The organism is Dickeya poaceiphila (assembly GCF_007858975.2).
In the GTDB taxonomy this organism is placed as follows: Bacteria; Pseudomonadota; Gammaproteobacteria; order Enterobacterales; family Enterobacteriaceae; genus Dickeya; species Dickeya poaceiphila.
In genome coordinates this window covers 2545609-2563451 of the sequence record NZ_CP042220.2, presented here as the reverse complement: position 1 = coordinate 2563451, position 17843 = coordinate 2545609, and the positions used below count along the sequence as shown (strand labels likewise).

Sequence of the window (17843 nt, the reverse complement as noted above, 5' to 3'; positions counted from 1 at the left end):
CAACCAAAATACGCTATGAAAAAATAATAGTGCATCACTGTTGCCTTAATTCATAAAAAATGGAACGACTACTCATTAGAATAACGGGACTGGACGACCTTCATCATTAACTGCGACAAAATTGAACTGACCGGTAATAACGTTAGTTCGGCCTTCGGCGTACATCTGCTCCAGATATACAGATACATCTACCGTCAGGCTGGTGCGACCGACCCGGCTGACCTGTCCGACCAACTCAACAATAGTACCCGACGGAATCGGGGTGGTGAAATTGATCTTTTCGGTGGAGACGGTGACCAGTGGTTTATGGCAAAAGCGGGTAGCGGTAATAAAAGAAATTTCATCCATCCATGCCAGCGCAGTGCCGCCAAACAAGGTTGAATGGTGATTGATCGTAGTGGGAAAAACCACCTTGGCAACCTTGGTGATGGAATGTTGAATACGTTCTTCAATGGTTAATGATTGCGTCATGATACGGTGACCTTATGAATTAACTGGAACACTGTTATTTTACATCAATTCCCGCACGGCAGGTCTGGCCATTATTTCGATTAAGACGTTTTAACGGCCAGCCTGAACTGAAATTATCCGGCTATTGCTGGGAGTTATGCAGACTTTTAATTTCAGAGGGATTTATGCGATGCGTAACGCCACTATATCATCTGCCTATCTGCCGGTACGGCGTCAGGTTGCCTGCCCGCAGGTGTCGCAGTCCGGATTTTTCGGCAACCGCATCTCCCGAAATTGCATCGTCATCGCGTCAAACAGCAGCAATTTACCGGCAAGCGGCTGACCGTAGTGGGTCAGCAATTTGATGGTTTCCAACGCCTGCAATGAACCGATCACACCGACCAGCGGTGCCATAACGCCCGCTTCAACGCAGGTTAGCGCATTGTCGCCAAACAGGCGGCTGAGGCAGCGGTAGCAAGGCTCTTCCAACTGATAGGTGAAGACGCTGATTTGCCCCTCCATCCGGATCGCCGCACCGGATACCAACGGCGTTTTCTGCAGAAAACAGAGGCGGTTGAGGCGATCACGAATGGAAACGTTGTCGGTGCAATCCACTACGACATCATGTTGCGCCACTAACGCTAATAGCGCGTCATCTTCCAGATTATCCTGAATCGGTGTGATGTGAATATGTGGGTTAATGCCCTGTAAGGTCAGATGGGCAGATTCCACCTTCGGCATACCAATGCGATCATCGCGGTGCAGCACTTGTCGTTGCAGGTTGGACAATGAAACGGTATCAAAATCCAGCAGCGTTAGGTGGCCAACGCCTGCAGACGCCAGATATTGCGCGGCGGCACAGCCCAGGCCGCCCAACCCGACAATCAGTACCTGTGCGGCTTTCAGTCGCTCCTGCGCATCAAAATCAAACCCGCGCAGGACAATTTGGCGATTGTAGCGTAGGGTTTCTTCATCGGTGAGTTCAGGCAACATCAGTAGTGGCTCTGCAACAGTGTGTTAAAGGGTTCGACCTCTACCCATTCGCCTGCTTCCACGCGGCCACGTTCCGCTTCCAGTACGATGAAGCAGTTGCCCTGGCTGAATGAGCTGAATACATGAGAACCCTGATGTCCGGTGGTACGAACTTCCAGGTCACCCAGCGCGTTTCGGCTCAGAATACCGCGCTGAAAGTCCAGTCGACCAGGGGATTTTTTCAGTGGTGTTGCCGCCTTAACCCGAAAACGCGTGGGTAGTGACCAGCCGCTATGGCCGGATAACTGTGCCAACAGTGGCTGCACTAACTGATAAAACGTGACGGCGGCGGATACCGGGTTGCCCGGCAACCCGCAGAACCAGGCGTGACTCAGTTTCCCGAATGCAAACGGCTTACCGGGTTTGATAGCCAGTTTCCAGAAACGGATATCACCCAGCGCTTCCAACATCTGTTTGGTGTAATCGGCTTCACCTACCGATACGCCGCCGCTGCTGATCACCACGTCGGCAGCCTGATCCGCCTCCTGAAAGACCTGACGCAGCGCCGCCGGGTCATCACGCACTATGCCAAGGTCGATCACGTCATGGCCCAACTGTTCCAGCATCAGGCGTACGGCAAAGCGGTTGGTATCATAAATCTGCCCTTCCTGTAACGGCTCGCCGACTGGCTGTAATTCGTCGCCGGTGGAGAACAGCGCTACCCGCAGACGGCGTACCACTTGTATCGTAGCGATGCCGAGTGATGCCAGCAGCGGCAATTCGGCGGCACCCAGTCGTATCCCTGCTGGCAGTATTTGCGCTTGTTGGTGGATGTCCTCACCGGTGCGGCGGATGTTCTGGCCTGGCTTAACCGCATGAGTGAAACGAACCCTGCCGTCGGCATTGGTTTGTGTTTCCTCTTGCATGACAACCGCATCGGCTCCCGCTGGAATCGGCGCACCGGTCATGATGCGGATGCAACTGCCAGCAGGCCAGTCGGCATCAAACGGAGCGCCGGCAAAGGCTTTGCCGGCCACCGGCAGCGGCTGACCACTAAGTTCATGGCACCGTACGGCGTAGCCATCCATCGCAGAGTTGTCGAATGGAGGAACATCGATAGGGGACGTCACTGCCGTAGCCGTGATACGACCCGCAGCCTGATAGATAGAAACAGTTTCTATGGCGGTGAGTGCAGAAACCTGCGTCAGCATGGCGTGCCGTGCTTGTTCCAGAGAGAGTAAACCCGAAGTATCCATGACAGCTCCACAGCGCTGCCTGCCGCATCATGGGGCTGGCAGAACAGGCATGATATTGATGTATCTATAGTTGCCATTATGGCAGAAATCGCCGGGTGGGAGAATGACGTGAGTCAGCGCCAGGGGAGATAAAAAACGCGGCCAAAGCCGCGTCTTGGATGCTGATCGCCCTGCAATTAGCGCGATTCAGAACGCACTATCAGAATGATGTGCGCTTGTAGGTACGGTACTGCGGTTGCCAGAAGTTGTGGGCAATCGCTTTCACCAGGGCCTCTTCTGAGGTCACTTCCGCGACGCCCTGCAACTGAGCCGCTTTAGCCACTTCCAGCGCGATGCGCTTGGAAACGTCCTGAATGGTGCTCACTTCCGGCAGCAGCGCCCCTTCGCCCTGATTGGCCAACGGAGAACAGTCAGCCAGCGCACGGCTGGATGCCATCAACATGCTGTCAGTGATACGTTTCGCGCCACAGGCCAGCACACCCAAACCGATGCCTGGGAAAATGTAGGAGTTGTTGCACTGTGCAATCGGGTAGGTTTTGTCTTTGTACTGTACCGGAGCGAATGGGCTGCCGGTTGCCACCAGCGCAGCGCCATCAGTCCAACGAATGATATCTTCCGGGCGGGCTTCTACACGAGAAGTTGGGTTGGACAGCGGCATCACGATAGGACGGGCACAGTGGCTGTGCATTTCACGAATGATCTCTTCTGTGAACAGACCCGGCTGGCCAGATACGCCGATCAGGATGGTCGGTTTGGCATTACGCATCACATCCATCAGCGAGATAGCGTCGCTGGCGGTATCCCACCTGGCGAGTTTGTCGCTTTTCTGCACCAGTTTGCTCTGGAAGTCGAGCAGATTCGGCAGTTTGTCGGTCAACAGACCAAAACGGTCCACCATGAATACACGGGCGCGAGCTTCTTCATCGCTCAGACCTTCGGACTTCATCTGGGCAATGATCTGCTCGGCGATGCCACAACCGGCGGAACCGGCGCCAAGGAACGCTACGGTCTGGTCACGCAACTGGCTGCCAGCCGCACGGCTGGCGGCGATCAGGCTGCCCAGCGCTACGGCGGCGGTGCCCTGAATGTCATCATTGAAGCTGCAGATTTCATCGCGGTAGCGGTTCAGCAGCGGCATGGCGTTATTCTGAGCGAAATCTTCAAACTGTAGCAGTACGTTCGGCCAGCGGCGTTTCACCGCCTGAATGAATTCGTTGACGAACTCATAGTATTCATCGCCGCTAATACGTGGGTGACGCCAGCCCATATACAGCGGATCGTTGAGCAACTGAGCGTTGTTGGTGCCGACATCCAGCACGACTGGCAGGGTGTACGCCGGGCTGATGCCGCCGCAGGCGGTGTACAGAGACAGCTTACCGATAGGAATCCCCATACCGCCGATACCCTGGTCACCCAGACCGAGAATACGCTCGCCGTCTGTCACCACGATAACTTTTACATTTTGTTTAGTGGCGTTTTGCAGCATATCGTCGATATGCTCACGGTTGGGGTAGGAGATAAACAAGCCGCGGGCACGGCGGTAAATATCGGAGAAGTGTTCACAGGCAGCACCTACCGTCGGCGTATAAATGATTGGCATCATTTCGCTCAGGTGGTTGTCCAGCAGGCGATAAAACAGGGTTTCGTTGGTGTCCTGAATATTACGCAGGTACACATGTTTTTCTATGTCGTTCTTGAATGCCTGATACTGCCGCCAGGCACGTTCTGCCTGTTCTTCAATGGTTTCCACCGCTTCGGGTAGCAGGCCGTGCAGGTTGAACTGACCACGTTCTTCCTCGGTAAAGGCGCTGCCTTTGTTCAGCAGGGGAAATTCGAGCAGGATAGGACCGGCATAAGGGATATAGAGAGGGCGTTTACTTTCGTATTCCAATTCCATGACTTTCGACTCTTTGGGTAGCGGAGATAGGTTCGTAGAACCAGCGAGAAGCGATAGATTGCATTGATCTTAAAGTAACCAGAAAATATGTACAGGGATTGTTAGTTAAAATAATTACAGATGGCTTGCATATAAAAAATATGCGGAGGAAATCACATATTACCGCTTATTCAGCGAAAAAAAACGGTAATTTTCTGTCCTTTTTATTCACGTGGCGTGAATTGTCGGTCACGGTATTGGGCACGCCGCCATGCTAATGGCGGCGCAGGTCAGACGCTAGTGCGCCAGTTCGCGCTGTAAGTCGGCACAGCCAAGGGAAGCCAACAACGGCTGAGTCTGACTCCATTGACTCAGCGTCGCGTGGCTGGATTCCACCAGAACAGCGCGCTGAATGTCGGCGAATCTCTCGCCAGCCAGATTGACCAGATTTAACGCTGCCTGCATGGGCGGTAAACTGGGGTTAAATGCGGCGTTTTCCGCATAACGCCCGGTGTAGCGGCGACCTTGCCGGGTTTCCAGCGCGATGCCGCTGAACGCCTTGCTATAGGGGGCGTGGCTGCGGTTTGCCGCTGCCAGCGCCAGTTGCAGCAGCGTGTCGTCTGTCGTCAGCGTTAATCCGTTATCCATGTTATCCATTAGCAGAGTGTTGATCGCCAGATCGCGCGGGCCAAACGCGTCCGGCAGGTAGTGGCCGAGCAGAGCGGGTGAGCGCCCCGGCAGGCAGATACGCAGTTCAGCCGCGCTATTGAGTTCGTTCATGAATTGACGACAGTGACCACAGGGCGTGTAGTTTACCGTCACCGCTCGCAGCGCAGGTTCGTCACGCAGCCAGGCATGACAGATTGCGCTTTGCTCGGCGTGGACAGTCTGTTGCAGCGGCAGGCCGTCAAACTCCATATTTGCGCCCCAGTAAAAGGCACCGCTAGTGCCTTGTGCTATCGCGCCAACGTGAAAACCAGACACCGGCGTGAGTGCACAAGCGGCAGCCAGCGGCAGCAAGGCAAAAGCCAATGCATCGGCGTCGAGCCGGCACTGGGCACAAATCTGGCTTACTTCGTCAGCGGTTAACATGGCGGCGAAATCGTCACGCACCAGTATTGGCGCCAGTGCGGTTTGCAGCGCTGAGGGCAGTTGCGTGAATGCGTCATGAAAGCGTGCTTGCATAGTGGTCTCTCTTTCCTGGTTCAAAGCGTGTTAACTCAAGTCTGCTTGGGCACACAACGATCATTTGTGATTATTATCACGTTCAAAATGAAATAAATGAAAAAGAAATCACAAATGCGAGATGTATCTCAAGTTTATCCGCACAAGCCTTGCTGGTATTACGGTAGCGGTTATACGCCGCCGTCCAGTCATGTCGTTTCATCATTTCTCTGTTGAATGATCGCATCTATTTTTTGTGCGAGTCTTTTTGCCTGCTCAACCACCTCCGCTGCGCTCAGTCCACATTGATGACTGAGTGTTTTCCAGTCATAAGCCCTGGATTTTCGTCCTGCGGGAAAGTATTGATAGATCAAGTCGGTGAATGCGGAATGCGAAGAGGAGGTAGCTTCGTTCAAATAGGCTTCTGCATAGAATACTCGCAGGCCGAAGCGATGACTGACGTGTTCGCTTTTTTCTCTGAAAATATTCACGTAGAGAGGCCAGTACGTTTCCGCGCTGATTGCCAGCATGGTGTCGGTGACAAAATTGAACCAGGTACGGCTGATTTGCAGATTGTTCGACCCGTCATCCCTCTGCAAATCTGGTAGGGCTTTCTTCATGTTAACCAGTACGCCAGCGATTCCGCGGGATTGGATCAACTTGTCGCAGAGCGGGCGATGTTGTTGCAGAAAGAGCAGCATTTCGGCATTTATGCCGGTAAAGTTGCTTGCTCGCCATTGGACAGGCGAGCAATTTCTCTGTTGGTAAAAGTATTCCACCAGCGGCGCATAGCGGATTGCCAGCGTAGCGGAAAGCTCGGAGATTTTTTGCTCGACCGGACTCTGCCAATCGGTCTGTTTCTGGCAGTACGATAACAGCAGTTGCACTGAGGCATGATGGTTTTCAGATTGCAGGCGGGCACGATACGCTGCCTTATTCAGCCACTGGTAATTCATAAATGCCCAGCGATTGGCTTGGCTGACAACGGCGTTTTCGGCTGACGGATTAAACCATTTGTCTATGGCGACGAACAGAAATTTATAGCCTTGAAAGCAGCCGTTGCGCGCCAGCGCGTTTTTCACCGCAGCCTGATAGTCATCAAGCTGGGTGACGTCTGGGGTTGAGCCAGCTTTATTTTCTATCGTGACAATAAATTTATTTTGCGGGTCGATCAAAAACAGATCAAGACGGCGGCGACTCTCGTGAACATCGACAATGCTGAACTCCCGACAGACAAAGAGCGAACCAAAACTGGTCTGATGAATTAAACCGGGGGTCCAGGTGTGGAAGAATTTTTTATTATCGTATTTATGTTCTGTGCTGGCGTAATAGGCAGCGGTCAGAAAATCTTTAATTATCGCATCTCGCTGGCCGTGGCCTTCATTCGGATTCAGGCACCACGCCAACATATGAGAGTGCTGATTTTCCTTTAACGTAATGACATCAAGGATGTCGTCTGATGTCTTGAGCAGCTCCTGTAACTTGATGAAATGTTTATCTTCAAGAAAGGTATAAAATGCATGTTCGTCCATGTGGCAGTCTTAATGTTTTCTTATCATGTGTAGGGAAGCAGGCCGAGCGGCATTTCGAGGCGCCAGCCTGCTATCTGGATGACATCAGGGTATCTGACGACTATGCACCCATCAGACGCACGATCACCGGAAACAGAAACGGCGCGATCAACGACGTGATGATGCCGCAGATAACCAGTGCCAGCGAACTGAAGGCACCTTCCTGAAAATCGACTTCCGCACAGCGGGCGGTGCCCAGTGCGTGAGAGGCCGTGCCCATTGCCAACCCGCGGGCGGATTTGGCATGGATTTTCAGCCGGTTGAACAGGGCGTGGCCCAGCACTGCGCCGATAATACCAACAAAAATTACACACATGGCGCTGATAGCAGGAATACCGCCGATGGCGCTGGCGACCGCCATGGCGATTGGCGTGGTCACCGATTTTGGCAGCACCGACGCGGCGATTTCACGTGAAGCGCCCAGCCACAGGGCGATGACGGTGCCGGAAATGATGGCGGTGAGGCTACCAATAAAGCAGACGCTGATGATGGATTTCCAGCGTGCGCGAATTTGATGCATCTGCTCGTACAGCGGAAATGCCAGCGCCACCACCGCCGGTTGCAGCAGGCTGTTAAGGATAGAACTGCCGCTGAAATAATGGTCGTAGGGAATATCCAGCACCAGCAGCAGCGGGATGATCACCAGCATTGATACCAGCAATGGGTTCAGCAACGGCATTTTTAGCGTCATCGCCACGTTGCGGGCGCCAAAGAACACTACCAGCGTTAGCGGTAGCGACCACCACAGATAACTCAGCATCATTTCTCTTCCTTCGTGTCTGCGCTGTTTTGGCGGAGCAACTGTTGGTCACGGTGCATTATCTGGGTGGTGTAACCGACGACGATCATTACCACAAAGGTACTGATAAGACAGGAAACGACAATCGGGCCAAACTGGTCACGCAGTATCCCAAAATAGTTCATCACCCCGACACCAATAGGCACGAACAGCAGCGCCATATGGCGAATCAGCAAACGGCAACCGGGCTTGACCCAGCTTGAAGGCAGAATCTGCGACGCTAATAAGGCGAACAGGATTAGCATACCGAGAATGCTGCCGGGAATGGTGATGGGAAGTAACGCGGATATCGCATTGCCGGCAAACAGACACAGATAAATCAATGCGAAAGCGCGTAAATACTGCCAGCACAGTGTGATGGTATTGCGCATAGGAGGAATATCCTGATTAATCGTGCAGTGATGATAACGCTAATATTGTCAGTGTGCTATGAATCACAAAAATGAGGTCGTGGACGCGCTTTTCTGTTGTCTTGTTGCCGTGAGGTTGTCGCCCCGGTTCCATCGGGGCGACGGCGGGTCAGTGAGGCAGGCCGTAACCGAATGGGAACAGTGGTTTATTGCTGTCATACGGCAGGTCAGGCTGCTGTTTTAGCACCGACTGCATGGACGACGGCAGTTCGAAGGGCAGTTTCGCGGTGTAAGCCGCGCCTGAAACCAGCCGGTTCAGTAATACACTATCGCTGACGCCAAAGTTGGCGATCAATGCACTGGTTTTGCCCACGATATTCGACAGGATGGCTGGACGTTCCATATAGACAGTGACCAGCGTTGGCACCCGTGCGCTGGCGCGTACAATGGCCTGATAGTCTGTGTTGTCGTTACTAAACGCCAGCGACCCTTCATGATGACGGCTGCCAAAGAAAAAGTTTTTGTGCGGCTGCTCGTACGGCGTGTGAGTACGAACCAGCGCGACATCTGCCTGCTCTGGCGTATCCACAACGATAAATCCTGCTGCCTGCGCGGCTTTCGCATCGATACCATGCAACCAGACTCGGCTATTTTTACGTAGCGGCAACAGATTGTTGTTTTGCAACAACACCAGTGCTCGCGCCTGAGTGTCGTCCGCCAGCTGTTGCCAGTCCGCTTTGCCGACAATGTTATTGGCCTGTTCAGCATTCACGTAGGGGCGTTCGAATAGACCAGTCTGGAACTTTTGTTTCAGAATACGGTTAACCGAGGTATCCAGGCGGGTTTCGCTTAGCTTGCCGTCCTGTACGGCTTGCACCAGTAAGGCCGAGTCGGTTACGCCGCCGAACTGATCAACCCCGGCATTAACGGCTTTGATAAAGCGCTCGGCGGGCGTCAGATTCTCCACGCCCCAGGGCATACCCCGCGGTACCGGCTTGTCACCTGGTTTGACGCCGGTAAGGCAGTCGCCTTTGCAGTCGTTGGTGATAAGCCAATCGCTTAAGATCACACCGTCAAAGCCATACTGGCCGCGTAGCAGGTCGGTGAGCAGGAAACGGTTGAATCCGGCACCGACTTGTTCGATAGGCTTGCCGTGCCAGCGGGCGTTACGCAGAATGGAATAGGTGGGCATGATGCCGGCAGCATGGGCTTCAAGCGCGCCGGTAAACGGGTCGATATGCCATTGCAGATTATTTTGACGGAACCGGGCGTACTTGCCGTAGACATTGTGGCTGTCCCAGCCGTCCTGCGCAGCACCATAGCCGACCCAGTGTTTGACTACTGAGATCACGCTCTGACCGTTGAGGCCGTTTTTGCCGTTCTGCATACCGGTGACATAACCGCGAACCATTTTTTTGGTCAAGTCCGGGTCTTCGCCGAAAGTACCGTCGATACGCGGCCAGCGTGGTTCGGTAGACAAATCAGCCTGTGGCGACAGCGCTTCGGTAATACCGACGGCACGATATTCCTGACGTACGATATCGGCAAAGCGTCGCACCAGCTCCTCATCACCAATGGCGGCCAGACCAAGAGTTTCCGGCCATTTGCTGAATTTGCCGACCGACACGCTGACGCCGACCAGCGACTGGAATGAGCTGCGCGGATCGGTACTGATGGTGGCGGGGATACCCAGTCGGGTGCTTTCCGCCAGTTGCTGCAATTTATTGTTTTCTTCTGCCATCTGGGCCGGGTTTTCGCCGGAAAGTCGGGTAATAAAGCTGTTGACGTAGTGTTCGGCAATCATGGTTTTTGCCGCTTTCAGGTCATACTGCGTACCCGCGCCGGTGACGCTGCCCGCCGTCGGTGCGGAACCGTGCATCATCACCCCGGCTTTTTCGGCCAGCGTCATGCGTGAAACCAGGTCTGCTGCCCGTTGTGCTGGAGGCAGTCGCCAGTCTTCGTACGGATTGAGTTTACCGTCGCGGTTCAGGTCCTTAAATGTCAGCCCATCGACGGTAATCAGTGGTACGTCGCGGGTATCGAGCACCGCTTGTTGTACTGCGTTGGCCAGAGGGGAAAACAGCAAGGGTAGCGCAATAATCAGCGCTTTTGGTCGTATCGCACTTTTTGCCATGTGTAGATTTCTCGTTATTTTGGGTAGCACGGTGGTTGTAGACAACAGCAAAAATGCCTCACAACGTATGAGAGAGGCTTACGCTGTCGTCCTGCCAGAGAGGTTGTTCGAATACGATTATTCGAATCAACACTAGTGCAGCTTTAAGGCGGTCTTCAAGTCGGCAGGGGTAAATTCTGAATAGACTTCAAAGAAATAGTGCGTTAACGCGAACTGCCACCCTATCCAGGTGGCAGCGTTTATCAGCATGAAGATGAGCGTATATCGTGTTGGGTTTTAGCGAGTAAACTACATGAGGCTAAGCAGGCTGGCAGTCAACTGATTGTGTAATAGCATTACCAGTAGAATCAGACTGGTTGACCCCATTTGGGTTAATACCGCCCGATGTAGACGGGCGGTGTGCAGGAACCAACCAGGTTCTCCGGGAGCAGTGGTGTCCAGCGCAGTAGTGGCCGGGTCACGCCATTTCTTTTCCGCGATAGAGTCAATAATAAACAGTGCAACGCTCAGGACAAACCACAACTGGAATAAGCGGTGCCAGTCTTCCATCCATAACATGACAGCGCCACTGATCATCAGCAGCCAGCCGGCGATATTGTAAAATCTGTCGGTGATCGTTAATCCGCTCAGTAGCAACTGCTTTTCCGGGTTCTGCTGACAGGATTGCAACCGCCATGAAAGCCAGGGTGCAAACAGTAACGGGCCGGTTGCGGCTACTGAAGCCAGGGCATGAACCAATTTCATCAGATTATATTCCAGCATCGTGATTTCCTTTGTCATCGTGAATCGTGGAGTGCCTAAGGTAACGCAACACGATTCAGTCAAGAATGCTCGAAAACGTCATGCTGTCGAATAGAAGTGACAATTCATGCCAATCCGTATGTCACCTGTTGATGTTCTGATTGTGCAGAACATCAGCGGGGGTTGAGCCTTGTAAACTGGGTATGGTTTTTGTCTGGATTAGATGGCCGGCAGGCTTTGGGTGTTGAGATTTTTGCGTGCGTGGCTGGGGCTGCTGCCCGTCATACGACGAAACCAGTGCCCAAAGGAGTCGCTGGATGAAAAACCCAGTTGAATGGCGAGTTCATCGTTGGATTTATTGTCTGCCAGACCACGCCAGGCTTCTGATAACAACAGGCGATTATGCCATTCGGTGAAGCGTAAACCGGTATGCCGTACAAATAGTCTGGCGAGTGTGCGTTCGGTTGCTCCCACCAGTTTTCCCCATTCAGCGAGACTGCGACGTAACGCCGGCGTGGCGATGAGGCTATCGGTGATCTTTTTCAAACGGTGATCGCCAGGTAAAGGAAGGGAGAGATTACTGGCTGGCATTTCATCAATTTCTTCGAATAACAACTGCAGGATGCGATTGCGCCGCTCGTCGCTAAGCGGTATGCGAGGAAAAGCCAGACGTTCGCATAACCCGATGATAAGCGTAGAGGCATCCAACAGTTTAATGTCACTGGATGAACAGTGACACAGAGATGGCGTAACATACAGCACGGTTAAATCAACCCGATGCAAGCCATGTCCCCAATGCGTGGTATGTGGCGGAATCCACACCGCCATACCGGGTTTAATAAGCCAGTTGCGAAATGCGCTATGGCCGTACAGCATTCCCTGCCGCACCAGAACAAACTGTCCCTGAGCGTGCTGGTGCGGCACATTTTCAGACATGGAAACCGAATCAAGGATACGCTCTGTAAATACTGCACCATGTTGATGGCTCAATTCGTCCATTATTATTCCGTTGTCTTCATACGTCCCTTTCAGGATTTTTGATAGAGAGTGGGGATAAGGAAACAAAAAATTACACCTATCAGCATACTCCCCCCCAATAACGCGAAACAAGTCTGAAATGTATTTCCTGATTGGACATGCTGTTGCAACGTGGCCAGCAGATTCACACCAACCGCTGCGCCAATGTTGCGCAAAAATTGAATAGTGGAGGTCCAGGCGCCAAGGCGTTCAGGCGGTGCGCTATTTTGCGCCAGCACCAGTGTTGTGGTGGCGGTAAAGCCCATACCCAACCCAATCATGATCAGCGACAGTGCTATTACCAGCGTATTATTGAGCGTCAACGCGGCATTCATCACCATACAGCCGATAGCCAGCAACGCCATACCGGATGCAGCCATCATGCGATACCCTTTGCTGGCAAGCAGGTTACCGCATACAGCAGACCCGACGACCCATCCCAGCGCCGCCAGCATAATTAACAGACCTCCCGATAACAGGGTGCCGCCAGACTGGCTTAGCGCCAGAGGAAGCAGAGTGACGGCGGCATAAAGTCCCGCGCTGGAGAGCATGACCAGCACAATGACTGAGAACAGCGCTCCGTGGCGGAAAAACTCAACCGGAATAGGGCTGCTGAGCGGCTGCTTGTAGAGACGAAAGATCAGTATTGCCGCGCTAATCAGCAGTAACGCAACAGGAATGAACCTGGGCATCGTCACATGAGAGGTACCGGTCATCAGCCACATCAGGATACTGGCCAGCAAGATGAGCGCCAGTTGTGCTGCCATATCAAGGCTCACGGCCTGCTGGCGTTTGCCAACGGTGGGAGTAAACACCAGCAATAACTGCGCGCCCAGCCCTACGGGCAGGTTAAACCAGAAGATCGACCGCCATCCGAACCAGTGTGTTAACACGCTGCCGCACAGTGGGCCAACAATCGCGGCAAGTCCCCAGACCGCGCTGAGCATACCTTGCATTTTGCCGCGTTGGCTGGCATCGAACAAACTGGCAAGTAAAGCGTAGGTCAGCACAATCAAGCCACCGGCACTACACCCTTGCAATACCCGTGCGGCGATAAGCCAGACCATGGTCGGACTGATTGCCGCCAGAACCGACGCCGCCAGAAAGATGATCAGGCAGATTTTCAGCGTAATGGAGACGCCGAGACGGTCTGCGCAGGCTCCTGCCAGTGGCGCAATTAATGCAACGGGCAGTAAAAAACCGGACATAATCCAGGGCCAGAGTTCAGCGTTGCCTAATTCATCGCGCATAGCAGGCAGCGCGGTACTGACAATAGTGCTATCCACAGCAGCCAGAAATAGGGTGGCGATAATCGCCACCACACCTAAACGTGTTTTTGGTTGCGGCATTGCTGCCGCATTCAGAGCGTGTTCTTTCATGCGAAAGGACTCCAGCTATGTATTTGAGAAGATTTGGAGAAATTGGCGACTAACATTTGTGTCTGCTCATCCATGTGGTCATCCACTTTGCGGATCATCTCGCCAGACTGCACGATTTCTCTGAAACGCAACGTCATAGCCAACTGTGTTTCTGCTGCATCATTCCCTTCGGTGTAATCGATATCGAACGCGGATTTCACCGTCTCGGCTGAGGCTTTGGCCAATTCGGTATTCAACCGCTCGGTTTCGGTCACCAACTGGTGCATTCTGGCACGCTGTCTGGTGGAGAAACTTGGTATCAGGTGGTCGAAAATGGCGTGATCACACTGAATATGGCGAGCTTCATCCAGACCGTGAAAATGCAACAGGCGGGTTAAAAAACCATGCTGCATCGGGTCCAGCACCTTCAGGCGTCGTTCGAATACCGTAATGACGGTTTCACCGACATACGCGGTAGCACACAAGGCCGCCAGTTTGATCAGCGGGTCGTCATTATCGCTATACAGTGCGATACGCTGCTGGTGCAGGTTATTGCTCAGTTTGATGTCGCGCCCGGAAAGATGGCGTACATATTGGTAAAAGCTGTTGGCGTGGTTGACTTCTTCAGAGGCAAAACACGACAACGCATGATAAAGACCGTCGCCTGCCAGTACACCAGGGTTATCCGATTGCAGTTCGCACAAAATGCGTGTCATCACCGTGGAGACATGCATTTCGATTTCCGCTAATTGGGACAGCTCCTTATACAGATAAGCGATGGCTTTTTGCTGCTGATCATGTTTCCCAACCAGTGCCCACGACAAGAAAGCTAATTCATTGTCGGTGGCGGCTTCTTCCCAAGGCATCCGGTTAGGATGCAGATTATTAAGATGGGCGTATTGGTTGATAGCTTTGAATGCATCCATTACGTTTTCGTTACGCATCAATTCCTTCACACCTTATTTCCTCAAATCGAGTGGTCTTTGGGGTTGGGATATCGTTATACATAAGACAGCGCGTTGAAGATGGTTCTGTCTTTGTCTTCGATGCGACGGCGACCATGCATAACACGCGTATTGTCAATTAATACGATATCGCCTTGCTGCCAGCCGACGTCAAACGTCAGGCTTTCGCATAGCTCATCCATTTCCGCCAGCAGCGTGTCGGGAATAGGATTGCCGTCGGCAAAAGTAATAACCGGTGTTTCATAGTTATTCGACGGCCCGAAAATGCTGTTGGCGAAATTATGCGTTTCCTGTGAATTAATACGGCTGCCAATAATCGCTGATGTCTGGAACGAATAACGGATAGCGCCATCATCAAGCTGGTCAATCTGTATCCCCGTATCACCCTGCGCGACGGAGTACAGGTGTTCCAGCGTGATGTCGTCAATCGAGGTTGGCGCGCCGGGCTGACCGGCCAGCGCGTGCAGCGCATAGGTTTTCCACTTTTTCTCATCCACTCGTCGGGAATAGACAATATCCTGTGACAGGAATGCGGCACGCTGTGCGTCGGTCATCTTCTCATAGACGGCCTTCCCATCGCAGATAGTGGTTTGTGAACCTTGTGACGGCGCTTTCTGGCAATAAAACCAGCACAGATCGGGCCAAAAAGGGCTATTGCCATTCTCACAATGCAGGCCGACCTTGTCATAACCTGCGTCCACTTTCTGTGCGGTATCGCCGTCAAAACTGCGAGCGGGGTCCAGACTAATGCGGCTGCTGGTGCTGCGCACGCGTTCGGAGAAATCAGCAATACTGTGGCGGAAACCTCTCAGGATCAGATAGCCGTGCGTACGCAGCTGTTTCAACAAATAGTCAGATGTCAGTGCGGTAACATCGCCTTCATTCTGTGAAGTAATAACCAGCCCAGCGTGGGATGTATGAGTCATTTCCTTGATATTCATTCGACATTAACCTCATTTTTTGCAAGAAAGTCGGCAACGGCATTACGGCGTGGCCGACCGGTAACGGTGAACAACTGTTCCATGATGTCAGGATGGTGCGGGAGCAGAATCGGGTTGTTGATTTGCTCCAGTTCATTCAAATGCTGACGGGCATAGTCATGAATGGCCTGGCGGATGCTGTCCGCTTTGCTGATGTCATTGACGATAAATATGCCGCCAAGAAACTGCTGCTTGTCGCCAAATACAATCGCAGTCAGTACGCCAGGCACCGAGCGATACGCAGTTTCCAGCCATTCGGGTGAAATATTTCTGCCGTTGGCGGTGATGATCATGGTTTTCTTGCGACCGATGATGGAGATAAAGCCGTTATCATCCTGCCGGGCGATGTCTCCGGTATGCAGCCAGCCGTCAGCATCGACATGGCAACTGCTAGGGTCTTCGCCCGCATACCCGGCAAATAGCGAGGAACTGCGCAGACAGAGTTCGCCATCGTCGGCCAGACGGATTTCAACATGTGCCAGTGGCTGACCAACGGTGCCGATACGATGAGCGCCCCGGTAGTTCCAGCAGGCAACTGAGCTGTTCTCACTCAGACCGTAACCTTCGTAAACCGGGATGCCGAGCTGGTTCAGTCCCAGCAGGATGTCGCTATCCACGGGGGCGCCGCCGACCGCCAGCAAAGGCAGGCGATCATGACCAAAGAGTGCCTGCAACCGGTTTTCCTGCGCACATCCCCAGGCTTTTTCGGCCAGCGCTTCCACCAATGCCGGGGTCAGCGTCATCGCGGTTGGTCGGGCAGAGGCAATCAGCGGCAGGCGGTCAGCGGCCTGTACGCCAGGGCTTCCCAACGGGGGGAGCGTGACGGGGGGTAATACAATCGCCCCGCCGGAGGTTAACGGCATATAAATCGCGGTGACCTGCTCAATCAGCAGACTCAATGGAACCAGACATAAATAGCGGTGGTAATCACCTTGAGCGGCACGTTGCCATAACGCATCGACCAACGCATCCAGACCATGACGGCGGATCTGCACCCCTTTGGGCTGGCTGGTTGTGCCGGAGGTGTGGATAACTTTGATAATCGTATCCTGTGCCGCGTCAGGTGGCTCACTCGCGCCGGCAGGTAAGCCCGGCAGGTCGGAGAGCGTAATCGGAATTAAGGTGGCATCCAGCGATAACCCGCGTTGACGCCACACTTCCAGTTGCTGCTGGCCGATGGCATCCGTCAGAATCACATCACAATCACGCAATAACCAGGCGGCTTGTTCTGCTGAAAATGCGAGGGGTACGGGGACTTCCACCCGGTTGGCATACAGCAGGGCTAAATCTGCCACCACCCATTCTGCGCTGTTTCCCATAATCAGGCCGACTGGTTTTGGCTGGGCGTCGCCCTGCGAGGTTTCACGGGCAAGAATATCCGCTGCCAGTACGCGCACATCTTTCAGCAGTGAGGCATAGCAGTAGTGGGTTTCGCCACCCGCGTTCTGCAACTGAATGATGGCTGGAGCATCCGGAGTATGGCTGGCTTGTTCGACAATGCGGTTAAGAATATTCATGCCGCCACCTGTGATTCTCGAATGATGTGATTAAAATCCGCCATCATCAGCCGTCCTGAGTAGTGCTCGAACAGGTGGCCGCACTGAGATAACAGAATGATGCCCGTCTGGGGCGATTGGTCGTAATAGCTCCCCCAGATCTGCCGCTCTTGTTCTGACAACGCCAGCGGAGAGGCATCGGTGATGGGTTGAAAAGGGATGTGATAATACTCCAGCAATTTTCTTAACCGCCGGGTTGAGGTGCACAGAATAGCTGTTGCCCCCATGAACCACGCCATAATCGGCAGCGTGCGGATAAGGTCGGCGGAAGCGTTCGGGTTATCAGAGGCCAATGCGCCGATCTCAACCAGTTGGTGGCGATAAATCGGGTGATCGGTATGTTTATTGATCAATGATTCAAGGGAGTCCGGTAAATAACGCTCAGAAAATAGTTTTTCATGTTGTGCGGCGAAAGTGATACCTGCACTGGCCATGATTTTTTTACTGGACGCATTCCGGCTACAGATAATGATATCGGGTGAAGGGGAAATGGTTGCTTTATACGTTCTGAGATAAATGTCAGCGATGTATTTTTTTACCTCGATAGCATCATCATCGTGGGGATGAATAATATCGAGTTGTGTATCGGGTCCGCAGATATCCATGTTTTTCTGGATTAAACAGGTCATGTTGTTCTCCTCCTTAAGTTTTGTA

General features: G+C 53.0%; 16 protein-coding genes. All 16 read right to left on the bottom strand.

Translation table 11 applies throughout. The features are described 5' to 3' along the window. Positions 1 to 75 precede the first annotated feature (75 nt). The 16 genes from Dpoa569_RS11370 to Dpoa569_RS11295 all read right to left on the bottom strand — a co-directional run bounded on the left by Dpoa569_RS11370 (position 76) and on the right by Dpoa569_RS11295 (position 17818). Positions 76 to 471, bottom strand: coding sequence for an acyl-CoA thioesterase (locus Dpoa569_RS11370; RefSeq protein WP_042869931.1), 396 nt, complete (start codon positions 469 to 471; stop codon positions 76 to 78). Between the two features lie 213 nt (positions 472 to 684). Beyond that, on the bottom strand, positions 685 to 1443 hold the full coding sequence (gene moeB, locus Dpoa569_RS11365) for a molybdopterin-synthase adenylyltransferase MoeB (RefSeq protein ID WP_042869934.1): 759 nt from the start codon (positions 1441 to 1443) through the stop codon (positions 685 to 687). Next, complete coding sequence (moeA, locus tag Dpoa569_RS11360) at positions 1443 to 2678, bottom strand: molybdopterin molybdotransferase MoeA (protein WP_146411356.1); 1236 nt, start codon at positions 2676 to 2678, stop codon at positions 1443 to 1445. The genes moeB and moeA overlap by 1 nt, the downstream gene beginning before the upstream one ends. A 199-nt stretch (positions 2679 to 2877) precedes the next feature. Beyond that, complete coding sequence (locus tag Dpoa569_RS11355) at positions 2878 to 4575, bottom strand: NAD-dependent malic enzyme (RefSeq protein ID WP_042869941.1); 1698 nt, start codon at positions 4573 to 4575, stop codon at positions 2878 to 2880. Between the two features lie 276 nt (positions 4576 to 4851). After that, positions 4852 to 5739: a cytidine deaminase gene (gene cdd / locus Dpoa569_RS11350; protein ID WP_042869943.1), complete on the bottom strand. Its 888-nt coding sequence runs from the start codon at positions 5737 to 5739 to the stop codon at positions 4852 to 4854. Between the two features lie 188 nt (positions 5740 to 5927). Further along, on the bottom strand, positions 5928 to 7250 hold the full coding sequence (locus tag Dpoa569_RS11345; protein WP_042869945.1) for a PDDEXK-like family protein: 1323 nt from the start codon (positions 7248 to 7250) through the stop codon (positions 5928 to 5930). A 100-nt stretch (positions 7251 to 7350) separates the two neighbouring features. Further along, positions 7351 to 8049 (bottom strand): CidB/LrgB family autolysis modulator, encoded by a 699-nt coding sequence (locus tag Dpoa569_RS11340; RefSeq protein ID WP_042873870.1) that lies wholly within the window; start codon positions 8047 to 8049, stop codon positions 7351 to 7353. Beyond that, positions 8049 to 8459 carry a CidA/LrgA family protein gene (locus tag Dpoa569_RS11335; protein ID WP_042869948.1) on the bottom strand — a complete coding sequence of 137 codons (411 nt, stop codon included), beginning with the start codon at positions 8457 to 8459 and terminating at the stop codon, positions 8049 to 8051. The genes Dpoa569_RS11340 and Dpoa569_RS11335 overlap by 1 nt, the downstream gene beginning before the upstream one ends. Before the next feature lie 148 nt (positions 8460 to 8607). Further along, the gene (locus Dpoa569_RS11330; protein WP_042869950.1) at positions 8608 to 10572 is read right to left on the bottom strand and encodes a glycoside hydrolase family 3 protein; all 1965 of its coding nucleotides are present in this window, start codon (positions 10570 to 10572) and stop codon (positions 8608 to 8610) included. A 288-nt stretch (positions 10573 to 10860) separates the two neighbouring features. Then, positions 10861 to 11334, bottom strand: coding sequence for a hypothetical protein (locus Dpoa569_RS11325; protein ID WP_042869952.1), 474 nt, complete (start codon positions 11332 to 11334; stop codon positions 10861 to 10863). A gap of 198 nt (positions 11335 to 11532) precedes the next feature. After that, positions 11533 to 12312 (bottom strand): helix-turn-helix domain-containing protein, encoded by a 780-nt coding sequence (locus tag Dpoa569_RS11320; RefSeq protein WP_042869955.1) that lies wholly within the window; start codon positions 12310 to 12312, stop codon positions 11533 to 11535. A 29-nt stretch (positions 12313 to 12341) separates the two neighbouring features. Further along, complete coding sequence (locus Dpoa569_RS11315) at positions 12342 to 13709, bottom strand: MFS transporter (RefSeq protein WP_042869957.1); 1368 nt, start codon at positions 13707 to 13709, stop codon at positions 12342 to 12344. Next, positions 13706 to 14644: a hypothetical protein gene (locus Dpoa569_RS11310; RefSeq protein ID WP_227983029.1), complete on the bottom strand. Its 939-nt coding sequence runs from the start codon at positions 14642 to 14644 to the stop codon at positions 13706 to 13708. Before Dpoa569_RS11310 ends, Dpoa569_RS11315 begins: the two co-directional genes overlap by 4 nt. A 44-nt stretch (positions 14645 to 14688) precedes the next feature. Beyond that, positions 14689 to 15594, bottom strand: a complete 906-nt coding sequence (locus tag Dpoa569_RS11305; protein ID WP_050569431.1) for a TauD/TfdA family dioxygenase — start codon at positions 15592 to 15594, stop codon at positions 14689 to 14691. Beyond that, positions 15591 to 17150 (bottom strand): AMP-binding protein, encoded by a 1560-nt coding sequence (locus tag Dpoa569_RS11300; RefSeq protein ID WP_042869961.1) that lies wholly within the window; start codon positions 17148 to 17150, stop codon positions 15591 to 15593. Before Dpoa569_RS11300 ends, Dpoa569_RS11305 begins: the two co-directional genes overlap by 4 nt. After that, on the bottom strand, positions 17147 to 17818 hold the full coding sequence (locus Dpoa569_RS11295; protein ID WP_042869963.1) for a thermostable hemolysin: 672 nt from the start codon (positions 17816 to 17818) through the stop codon (positions 17147 to 17149). Before Dpoa569_RS11295 ends, Dpoa569_RS11300 begins: the two co-directional genes overlap by 4 nt. Positions 17819 to 17843: the final 25 nt, after the last annotated feature.

Excerpts from the sequence above, each read along its gene's own strand:
- Dpoa569_RS11315 (WP_042869957.1), bottom strand. The coding sequence starts at position 13,709 with ATGAAAGAACACGCTCTGAATGCGGCAGCAATGCCGCAACCAAAAACA.
- cdd (WP_042869943.1), bottom strand. The coding sequence starts at position 5,739 with ATGCAAGCACGCTTTCATGACGCATTCACGCAACTGCCCTCAGCGCTG.
- Dpoa569_RS11340 (WP_042873870.1), bottom strand. The coding sequence starts at position 8,049 with ATGCTGAGTTATCTGTGGTGGTCGCTACCGCTAACGCTGGTAGTGTTC.
- Dpoa569_RS11295 (WP_042869963.1), bottom strand. The coding sequence starts at position 17,818 with ATGACCTGTTTAATCCAGAAAAACATGGATATCTGCGGACCCGATACA.
- Dpoa569_RS11370 (WP_042869931.1), bottom strand. The coding sequence starts at position 471 with ATGACGCAATCATTAACCATTGAAGAACGTATTCAACATTCCATCACC.
- Dpoa569_RS11355 (WP_042869941.1), bottom strand. The coding sequence starts at position 4,575 with ATGGAATTGGAATACGAAAGTAAACGCCCTCTCTATATCCCTTATGCC.
- moeA (WP_146411356.1), bottom strand. The coding sequence starts at position 2,678 with ATGGATACTTCGGGTTTACTCTCTCTGGAACAAGCACGGCACGCCATG.
- Dpoa569_RS11330 (WP_042869950.1), bottom strand. The coding sequence starts at position 10,572 with ATGGCAAAAAGTGCGATACGACCAAAAGCGCTGATTATTGCGCTACCC.
- Dpoa569_RS11300 (WP_042869961.1), bottom strand. The coding sequence starts at position 17,150 with ATGAATATTCTTAACCGCATTGTCGAACAAGCCAGCCATACTCCGGAT.
- Dpoa569_RS11305 (WP_050569431.1), bottom strand. The coding sequence starts at position 15,594 with ATGAATATCAAGGAAATGACTCATACATCCCACGCTGGGCTGGTTATT.
- moeB (WP_042869934.1), bottom strand. The coding sequence starts at position 1,443 with ATGTTGCCTGAACTCACCGATGAAGAAACCCTACGCTACAATCGCCAA.
- Dpoa569_RS11345 (WP_042869945.1), bottom strand. The coding sequence starts at position 7,250 with ATGGACGAACATGCATTTTATACCTTTCTTGAAGATAAACATTTCATC.
- Dpoa569_RS11335 (WP_042869948.1), bottom strand. The coding sequence starts at position 8,459 with ATGCGCAATACCATCACACTGTGCTGGCAGTATTTACGCGCTTTCGCA.
- Dpoa569_RS11320 (WP_042869955.1), bottom strand. The coding sequence starts at position 12,312 with ATGGACGAATTGAGCCATCAACATGGTGCAGTATTTACAGAGCGTATC.
- Dpoa569_RS11325 (WP_042869952.1), bottom strand. The coding sequence starts at position 11,334 with ATGCTGGAATATAATCTGATGAAATTGGTTCATGCCCTGGCTTCAGTA.